The 7,477-nt window shown below is 72.1% G+C and carries 7 protein-coding genes and 1 pseudogene; 7 read left to right on the forward strand and 1 reads right to left on the reverse strand.

Translation table 11 applies throughout. The annotated features are described in order from the left end of the window. Positions 1 to 19: 19 nt before the first annotated feature. Complete coding sequence (locus tag GV126_RS26095) at positions 20 to 1,042, reverse strand: Gfo/Idh/MocA family protein (RefSeq protein ID WP_159671396.1); 1,023 nt, start codon at positions 1,040 to 1,042, stop codon at positions 20 to 22. Positions 1,043 to 1,171: 129 nt separating this feature from the next. Here GV126_RS26095 and GV126_RS26100 point away from each other — a divergent pair, with 129 nt between their 5' ends. From GV126_RS26100 to GV126_RS26130, 7 genes and pseudogenes are all read left to right on the forward strand, one after another. Continuing rightward, positions 1,172 to 1,909, forward strand: a complete 738-nt coding sequence (locus GV126_RS26100) for a GntR family transcriptional regulator (protein WP_185947249.1) — start codon at positions 1,172 to 1,174, stop codon at positions 1,907 to 1,909. Between the two features lie 187 nt (positions 1,910 to 2,096). After that, entirely contained in the window at positions 2,097 to 3,101 is a 1,005-nt protein-coding gene (locus GV126_RS26105; protein ID WP_159671399.1) for a sugar ABC transporter substrate-binding protein, read from the forward strand. Next, entirely contained in the window at positions 3,098 to 4,165 is a 1,068-nt protein-coding gene (locus GV126_RS26110; protein WP_159671402.1) for an ABC transporter permease, read from the forward strand. The genes GV126_RS26105 and GV126_RS26110 overlap by 4 nt, the downstream gene beginning before the upstream one ends. Then, a complete protein-coding gene (locus GV126_RS26115; protein ID WP_159671404.1) occupies positions 4,162 to 4,959 on the forward strand; it encodes an ATP-binding cassette domain-containing protein in 798 nt (265 codons plus the stop codon). The genes GV126_RS26110 and GV126_RS26115 overlap by 4 nt, the downstream gene beginning before the upstream one ends. 118 nt (positions 4,960 to 5,077) lie before the next feature. Then, positions 5,078 to 6,226, forward strand: coding sequence for an ROK family glucokinase (locus GV126_RS26120; RefSeq protein WP_159671406.1), 1,149 nt, complete (start codon positions 5,078 to 5,080; stop codon positions 6,224 to 6,226). Beyond that, positions 6,223 to 6,807, forward strand: coding sequence for a sugar kinase (locus tag GV126_RS26125; RefSeq protein WP_159671408.1), 585 nt, complete (start codon positions 6,223 to 6,225; stop codon positions 6,805 to 6,807). Before GV126_RS26120 ends, GV126_RS26125 begins: the two co-directional genes overlap by 4 nt. A gap of 116 nt (positions 6,808 to 6,923) precedes the next feature. Next, a pseudogene (locus tag GV126_RS26130) lies at positions 6,924 to 7,477 on the forward strand (ATP-dependent helicase); the annotation flags it as partial.

The raw sequence follows: 7,477 nt of genomic DNA on the forward strand, positions 1-7,477 counted from the left end.
GCTGCCCCGGTGCCGGGCCTCACCGCGCCCCGGCCGCGAAACCGCCCGGGATCTCCGCCAGGGCCACCGGCCGGTGCTCGCGGCGGGAGATCTCGCACGCCTCGGCGATGCGCAGGGCCTGCAGCGCCTCGCGGCCGTCGCACGGGTTGGCGCGCTCCCCGCGCACCACCTCCACGAAGGCGGCCAGCTCCGCCTCGTAGGCGGGGGCGAAGCGCTCCAGGAACCCCGGCCACGGCTTGTCCGCGGCCGGCGGCCCGGTCGGTTCGGTGGACGCGATCGGCGTACGGTCGTCCAGGCCGACCACGACGGTGTCCCGTTCCCCGGCCAGTTCCATGCGCACGTCGTACCCGGCACCGTTCAGCCGGGTCGCCGTGGCCGTGGCGAGGGTGCCGTCGTCGAGCGTGAGCAGCGCCGCGCCGGTGTCGACGTCGCCGGCGTCGCGGAACATCGGCGGGCCGGCGGCCGAGCCGGCCGCGGACACGTGGACGACCTCGCGGCCGGTCACCCAGCGCAGGATGTCGAAGTCGTGGATCAGGGTGTCCCGGAACAGCCCGCCCGACAGCGGCAGCCAGTCCGCCGGCGGCGGCGCCTGGTCGCAGGTCAGCGCGCGGACGGTGTGCAGCCGGCCGAGCCGTCCGGCGCGCACGGCCTGCCGCGCCCCGGCGTATCCCGCGTCGAAGCGGCGCTGGAAGCCCATCTGCAGGATCGTGCCGGCCGCCTCCACCTCCGCGAGGGCGTGCAGCGTGCCCGGCAGATCGAGCGCGAGGGGCTTCTCGCAGAACACGGGCAGGCCGAAGCGGGCCGCCCGGCCGATGAGTTCGGCGTGCGCCGAGGTCGCCGCGGTGATCACGACCGCGTCCACGCCCCAGGCGAAGATCTCGTCCACCCCGGGCGCCGCCGTCTCGCCGAGCCGGTGGGCCAACTGCTGGGCCCGTGCCGGATCGGCGTCCGTGAGGATCAGTGAACCGACCTCGCGGTGGCGGCTGAGCGTCCTCGCGTGCAGGGTGCCGATGCGGCCCGTACCGATGACCCCGATGCGCATGGCAACAAAGTGCGGGCGGATCACCGCCGCTGTCAATCAGTATGTCCGGACAATCGGACGATACGACTTCCCGTCAACCGGTCACACGACTACGCTCACCCCGTGCCCAGAGCAGAAGTGGATCCCGCCGTGTCGTTGGAACTGCGCGTGGACCGGAACTCCCCGGTGCCACTGTACTTCCAGCTGGCACAGCAGCTCGAGGCCGCGATCGAACGCGGAGTCCTCACCCCGGGCAGCCTGCTGGGCAACGAGATCGAGCTGGCCGCGCGGCTCGGGCTGTCCCGGCCCACCGTCCGCCAGGCCATCCAGTCACTGGTCGACAAGGGCCTGCTCGTGCGCCGGCGCGGCGTGGGCACCCAGGTCGTGCACAGCCGTGTCAAGCGCCCGCTGGAGCTGAGCAGCCTCTACGACGACCTGGAGGCGGCCGGGCAGCGCCCGGCCACCACCGTCCTGGTCAACACGCTCGTGCCGGCCTCCGCCGAGGTCGCCGCCGCCCTCGGGCTGGGCGAGGGCGGGGACGTCCACCGCGTCGAGCGGCTGCGGCTCGCGCACGGGGAGCCCATCGCGTACCTGGTGAACTTCCTGCCGCCCGGCCTGCTCGACCTGGACACCGCGCACCTGCGGGCCACCGGGCTGTACCGGCTGATGCGTTCGGCCGGGATCACCCTGCACAGCGCCCGCCAGTCCATCGGCGCCCGCGCCGCCACCTGCGCCGAGGCGGAGCGGCTGGGCGAGAAGGAGGGCGCGCCGCTGCTCACCATGGAACGCACCACGTTCGACGACACCGGGCGCGCGGTCGAGTTCGGCACGCACCTGTACCGGCCGTCGCGCTACTCCTTCGAGTTCCAGCTGCTCGTGCGGTCCTGATCCCTCGTACGCCGGCGTTCCGGGCCTCGTTCGTCACGATGTCCGGACAAGGGGCCGCACCGTGGTGCCCGGCCGTCCGTCGTTCTGCGCGCATGTTCGATAATGGGATGTTCGGGGCTGATGAGGTGGTCATCGGCCCCGTATGTACGTTCGAACGCAGCAGAAACGGCAAGAAGGGCTCGGCCTCGTGGCACGATTTCCAACCTGGGTAGGCATCGCGCTGGCAGGGGCACTGTCGTTGTCCCTCGCGGGATGCAGCAGCACCGGCGGCAAACGGGCGGAGGACGCCCGCAAGGCCGCGACGGCCCAGGGCAGGGCGGCGGTGAACACGCCCCGCTGGACCTTCGCGATGATCACACACTCCGGTGACGGCGACACCTTCTGGGACATCGTGCAGAGCGGCGCCCGGCAGGCAGCGCGCAAGGACAACATCAACTTCCTGTACTCGCACGACGACGAGGCCCAGCAGCAGGCGCAGCTCGTCGACGCGGCGGTGGACAAGAAGGTCGACGGCATCATCGTCACCCTCGCCAAGCCCGACGCGCTCAAGGCCGCCGTGACCCGCGCCGAGAAGGCCGGGATCCCGGTGATCACGGTCAACTCCGGCTCGGCTCAGTCCAAGGCGTTCGGCGCGCTCACCCACGTCGGCCAGGACGAGACCGTGGCCGGCGAGGCCGTGGGCGAGGAGCTGTCCAAGCGCGGAAAGAAGAAGGCCCTGTGCGTGCTGCACGAACAGGGCAACGTCGGCCACGAGCAGCGCTGCGCGGGGGTGGCCAAGACCTTCACGGGCAAGGTCGAGAACCTCTACGTCAACGGCACCAACATGCCCGACGTGCAGTCCGCGATCGAGGCCAAGCTGCAGGCCGACAAGTCCGTGGACGCGGTCGTCACCCTCGGCGCCCCGTACGCGGACACGGCCGTGAAGGCGAAGGACGACGCGGGCAGCAAGGCGGAGGTCGACACCTTCGACCTCAACGCGGAGGTCGCCGCCGAGCTGAAGGACGGCACCCTCGGCTTCGCCGTCGACCAGCAGCCCTACCTGCAGGGCTACCAGGCCGTCGACCTGCTGTGGCTGTACAAGTACAACGGCGACGTCCTCGGCGGCGGCAGGCCCGTCCTGACCGGCCCGCAGATCGTCACCAAGGACCAGGCGGCCGCCCTGGAGGAGTACACGAAGCGGGGCACCCGATGACCGCCACCACCACCGCCCCGCAGGGCGGCCCGGTCGGGACCGCCGGCGACGAAAGGATCCTGCCGAGGTCGCCGCTGCGCAAACTGCTCGCCCGGCCCGAGCTCGGCTCGGTCGTCGGCGCGATCGCCGTCTTCGTCTTCTTCGCCTTCGTCGCCGACGGCTTCCTGCGCGCCACCAGCCTCAGCACCGTCCTGTACGCGTCCTCGACGATCGGCATCATGGCCGTCCCCGTCGCCCTGCTGATGATCGGCGGCGAGTTCGACCTGTCCGCGGGCGTGATGGTGACCTCCTCCGCGCTGATCTCCTCGATGTTCAGCTACCAGATGACGGCGAACGTCTGGGTCGGCGTCGGCGTGTCCCTGCTGGTCACCCTGGCCATCGGCGCCTTCAACGGGTTCATGCTCACCCGGACCGGACTGCCGAGCTTCATCATCACGCTGGGCACCTTCCTGATGCTCACCGGCATGAACCTCGGCTTCACCAAGCTGATCGACGGCACCGTCTCCACCAAGACCATCGGCGACATGGAGGGCTTCTCCTCCGCGCACGCCGTCTTCGCCTCCACCGTCACCGTCGGCGGCGTCGACTTCAAGATCACCATCGTGTGGTGGCTGGCGCTGGTCGCCCTCGCCTCCTGGATCCTGCTGCGCACCCGCACCGGCAACTGGATCTTCGCCGTCGGCGGCAACCAGGACGCCGCCCGCGCGGTCGGCGTCCCGGTCACCCGGACCAAGATCGGCCTGTACATGGGCGTCGCCCTCGGGGCCTGGATCTCCGGCCAGCACCTGCTGTTCTCCTTCGACGCGGTGCAGTCCGGCGAGGGCGTCGGCAACGAGCTGATCTACATCATCGCCGCCGTCATCGGCGGCTGCCTGATCACCGGCGGCTACGGCAGCGCCGTCGGCTCGGCGGTCGGCGCGCTGCTGTTCGGCATGACCAGCAAGGGCATCGTCTTCGCCGAGTGGAACCCCGACTGGTTCAAGTTCTTCCTCGGAGCGATGCTGCTCCTCGCGACCCTGCTCAACACCTGGGTCCGCAGGCGCGCGGAGGCGAGTACCAAGTGACGCAGAGCCAAGCACGTACACACCTGATCGAACTGGACGACGTCAGCAAGCACTACGGCACCGTCCGCGCCCTGGAGGGCGTCTCGCTGGAGGTCGACGCCGGGGAGATCACCTGCGTCCTGGGCGACAACGGCGCCGGCAAGTCGACCCTCATCAAGATCATCGCGGGGCTGCACCAGCACGACGGCGGCGTCCTGCGCGTCGAGGGCGAGGAGACCCGGCTCACCTCTCCGCGCGAGGCCCTGGACCGGGGCATCGCCACCGTCTACCAGGACCTGGCCGTCGTCGGCCTGATGCCGGTGTGGCGGAACTTCTTCCTCGGCTCCGAACCCAGGAAGGGCGTCGGCCCCTTCAAGCGCATGGACGTGGACTTCATGCGCCGCACCACGCACGAGCAGCTGCTGCGCATGGGCATCGACCTCAGGGACGTCGACCAGCCCATCGGCACCCTTTCCGGCGGCGAACGCCAGTGCGTGGCCATCGCCCGCGCGGTGTACTTCGGCGCGAAGGTGCTCGTCCTCGACGAGCCGACCGCGGCACTCGGGGTCAAGCAGTCCGGCGTGGTCCTGAAGTATGTGGCGGCGGCCCGGGACCAAGGGCTGGGTGTCGTGCTCATCACCCACAACCCGCACCACGCCTACCTGGTGGGCGACCGCTTCGTGCTCCTCAAGAGGGGCACGATGGTGGGACGGCACACACGGGACGAGATCACGCTGGAGGAGCTGACCCGCCAGATGGCAGGCGGCAGCGAGCTCGACGATCTGCGTCACGAACTGGAGAAGAGCACGTCATAGGGGGTGCGGGGTGCCGCACGCGCGCGCGTGCGGCACCCCCCGGGCGCCGTCCGGGGACGCCGCCGGATCCGGTGCCCCGTACACCACCCCTACCGGCGGTGCGGCAGAATCGAGGCCGATGAGCACCTACCGCGACCTCACCGCCCCCATCGGCTCCCGCCGCGCCCCCGTGCTGCGCACGGTCGGCACCCGGGAGCGCCGCTCCCACCTGACCGCACCCCGGGTGCCGACGGTGGGCATCGACATCGGCGGCACCAAGGTGATGGCGGGCGTCGTCGACGCCGACGGCAACATCCTGGAGAAGCTCCGCACGGAGACCCCGGACAAGTCCAAGAGCCCCAAGGTGGTCGAGGACACCATCGTCGAGCTGGTCCTGGACCTGTCCGACCGGCACGACGTGCACGCCGTCGGCATCGGCGCGGCCGGCTGGGTCGACGCCGACCGCAACCGGGTGCTGTTCGCCCCCCACCTGTCCTGGCGCAACGAGCCGCTGCGCGACCGCCTCTCCGAACGCCTGTCGGTGCCGGTGCTGGTCGACAACGACGCCAACGCCGCCGCCTGGGCCGAGTGGCGCTTCGGCGCCGGCCGCGGCGAGGACCACCTCGTCATGATCACGCTGGGCACCGGCATCGGCGGCGCCATCCTGGAGGACGGGCAGGTCAAGCGCGGCAAGTACGGGGTCGCCGGTGAGTTCGGGCACATGCAGGTCGTGCCCGGCGGCCACCGCTGCCCCTGCGGCAACCGCGGCTGCTGGGAGCAGTACAGCTCCGGCAACGCCCTGGTCCGCGAGGCGCGCGAGCTGGCCGCCGCCGACTCCCCGGTCGCCTACGGCATCATCGAGCACGTCAAGGGCAGCATCTCCGACATCACCGGCCCGATGATCACCGAGCTGGCCCGCGAGGGCGACGCCATGTGCGTGGAGCTGCTCCAGGACATCGGCCAGTGGCTCGGCGTGGGCATCGCCAACCTCGCCGCCGCCCTCGACCCGTCCTGCTTCGTCATCGGCGGCGGGGTCTCCGCGGCCGACGACCTGCTCATCGGCCCCGCCCGGGACGCCTTCAAGCGCCAGCTGACCGGCCGCGGCTACCGCCCCGAGGCCCGCATCGTGCGCGCCCAGCTCGGCCCGGAGGCCGGCATGGTCGGCGCCGCGGACCTCGCCCGGCTGGTCGCCCGCCGCTTCCGGCGCGCCAAGCGGCGCCGGGTGGAGCGCCACGAGCGCTACGGGCGGTACGCCGAGGCACGGCGGGCGGCCCGGGAGGCACTGTGACGATGTCGCTGCCCCGCCAGGCGGCGCCTCCCGACGAACCGCCGCAGCAGCCGGCCGAGGACCGCCTGCACCGCATCCGCCGCCGCGCCCTGACCCTGCTGATCATCGTGCTGCTGATCGGCGTCCCGGCCGGCTACCTGGTGATCTCCGCCGGCCAGAGCCGCGACAGCGGCAAGGACAAGCAGGCCAAATACGCGGCGACCGGCCTGACCCCTCTCTACCCGGCCAAGGTCCAGCAGCGCCTGTACCAGGTGCCGATGCCGCACCCCGCCGACCGGGTCGCCTCCTACGAGACGAACAACTGGAAGACCAGCCGCCTCTACGTCCAGTTCCGCACCACACAGGCCGGCCTCGACACGTTCCTCGACGCCATGGGAGTGGGCCGGAGCGATCTGAAGAAGGGCGCCATCACCGTCGGCGCCCGCGACCGGCAGGTCAGCGGCTGGACGTTCCAGGGCCCCGGCCCGTGGGGGGGCCTGAGCCCCCGCCAGAAGACCCCCGCCCCGACCCAGGACGTCGTGGTGAACCTCTCCAACCCGGTCCTGCCGATGGTGTACGTCGTCTCCCGCACCGTGCCCTGAGCGGACCGCGACGGCCCAGCGGACCGCCGCCGGCCGCCGCCGGGGCCGATTGTCAGACCCCGCCCGTAGAGTCGAAGACAGCTGACACGACCGGCGAGCGGGAGGTGACAGGACGTATGAGCGACAGGGCCGTGACCGAGACGGCCGGGACAGCGGACACCCCGTCCGTGCGGCTGGCCGCCGTCTTCCTGCCCGCGCCCCTCCCGCGCGAGGGCCGCATCGCCCTGTGGGACCCCGACGCCGAGGTGTGGACCGGAAACGGCGCGTCCGCACCCCACACCCCCGAGGCCGACGGCGCACCGGCGCGCACGGACCTCACCGTCGTACGCCCGCACGGGTCGGGCGTCCGGCGCCGCACCGTCCCCGCACTGTCCCTGCCGCTGGAGCAGGCCCTGCCCCACCTCGTGCGCGCCCGGCACGACCCGGCGGCCCACCCCGCCACCGCCTGCTGGGGAGCGGCCGCCCTGCACGCCCTCGGCCTCGCCGCCCGCGGCAGGCTGCTGCCCGGCCTGACCGCCACCGGCCACGACGCCTGGCGCGCCGGCCCCCTCCAGCCCGACGACATCGCCCACCTCCGGGCGATCGCCGCAGCCCTGCCCCCGGAGGGCCACGCGGTGCCGCTGCCCGGCTCCGGCCCGCTGATGCTCCCGGAACCCGTGGCTCTGGTGCG

Origin of the sequence: Streptomyces mexicanus (assembly GCF_902506575.1) — a bacterium.
GTDB classification, from domain to species: domain Bacteria; phylum Actinomycetota; class Actinomycetes; order Streptomycetales; family Streptomycetaceae; genus Streptomyces; species Streptomyces mexicanus.

What these genes read in the sequence shown, in the direction of transcription:
- GV126_RS26095 (WP_159671396.1), bottom strand. Translation starts at nt 1,042, where the DNA reads ATGCGCATCGGGGTCATCGGTACGGGCCGCATCGGCACCCTGCACGCG.
- GV126_RS26110 (WP_159671402.1), top strand. Translation starts at nt 3,098, where the DNA reads ATGACCGCCACCACCACCGCCCCGCAGGGCGGCCCGGTCGGGACCGCC.
- GV126_RS26120 (WP_159671406.1), top strand. Translation starts at nt 5,078, where the DNA reads ATGAGCACCTACCGCGACCTCACCGCCCCCATCGGCTCCCGCCGCGCC.